The 1,276-nt window shown below is 62.1% G+C and carries 1 protein-coding gene; it reads left to right on the forward strand.

Annotation, left to right across the window (positions count from 1 at the left end):
* A partial coding sequence (locus ACPYOJ_RS34465) for a calcium-binding protein (RefSeq protein ID WP_481420242.1) occupies positions 1-1,276 on the forward strand: 1,276 nt, incomplete at both ends.

Consider the following 1,276-nt stretch of genomic DNA (forward strand, 5'->3'; position numbering starts at 1 on the left):
TGCAGGCGATACCGTCGCTGAAGGCGCTGATGGCGGCATCGATACCGTCAAGACGGCGCTCGCCAGTTATATGCTGGCTGTCATCGGCGATGTGGAAAACCTCATCTATACGGGCAAGGCAGCATTCACGGGTATCGGAAACGGGCTCGATAACGTTCTGACGGGCGGTGCGGCCGCGGACAAGCTGAGTGGCGATATTGGCGATGACACCCTGATTGGCGGAGCAGGTTCCGACGCAATGTCGGGAGGGTTGGGCGATGACACCTATGTGGTCGATGTTGCGACCGACATTGTGATCGAGGGCCTGAACGAGGGGACGGATATGATCCAGACGGCGCTTGCGAGCTATACACTCGGCACGAATGTCGAGAACCTGACCTACACGGGCACGGTGGCGTTTATCGGCAACGGCAATGCCGCGGCGAACGTCGTTGTCGCTGGAGTGGGGGCTGATACGCTTGACGGCGGGGCGGGTGCCGATACGCTGATCGGCGGCGCCGGCAATGATACGTATATCGTCGATACTCTGGACGATGTGGTGGTCGAGGCGTCCGGCGGCGGTACTGACGTCATCAGGACCGATCTTGCGAGCTATTCGCTGGCGGCGATCGCCAATGTAGAGAACTTGACCTACACCGGAGGCGGCGGTTTCACCGGCGCCGGCAACACTCTCGACAACGCAATCACCGGCGGGGCTGGCGGTGATGCGCTTTCTGGTGGCGCTGGTAACGATACGCTGAATGGCGGGGCCGGAGCAGATGCGCTTTCCGGCGGCGCCGGCAACGATATCTATGTCGTTGACAATGCCGGGGACACGGTCACCGAGTACGCCGACGAAGGTATCGACGCGGTGCGGACAAACCTCGCGAGCTGGACACTCGGCGCCAATGTCGAAAACCTCACCAACACCGGCACTGCGGCCTTTTCCGGCACCGGCAATGCGCTGAACAACGTCATGACTGGCGGGGCGGGAGCCGACACGCTGAAGGGCGGGGCGGGCGACGACACTTATATCATCAGTACCGGCGATATTGTCATCGAGAATGCCGACGAGGGCATCGACACGGTGCAGACGAATCTGGCCGCCTATACGCTGGGGGTCGATGTCGAGAAGCTGATCTCGACGCGTGCGACCGCCTTTATCGGCATCGGCAATGCGCTTGACAACGTGATCAAGGGAGGTGTTGCGGCCGACAGGCTCACCGGTGCTGCCGGCAACGACACGCTGGATGGCGGGGCTGGCGGTGATACCATGCTCGGCGGCACGGGCGACGAC

Source organism: Rhizobium sp. SVR5-9E, assembly GCF_056755095.1.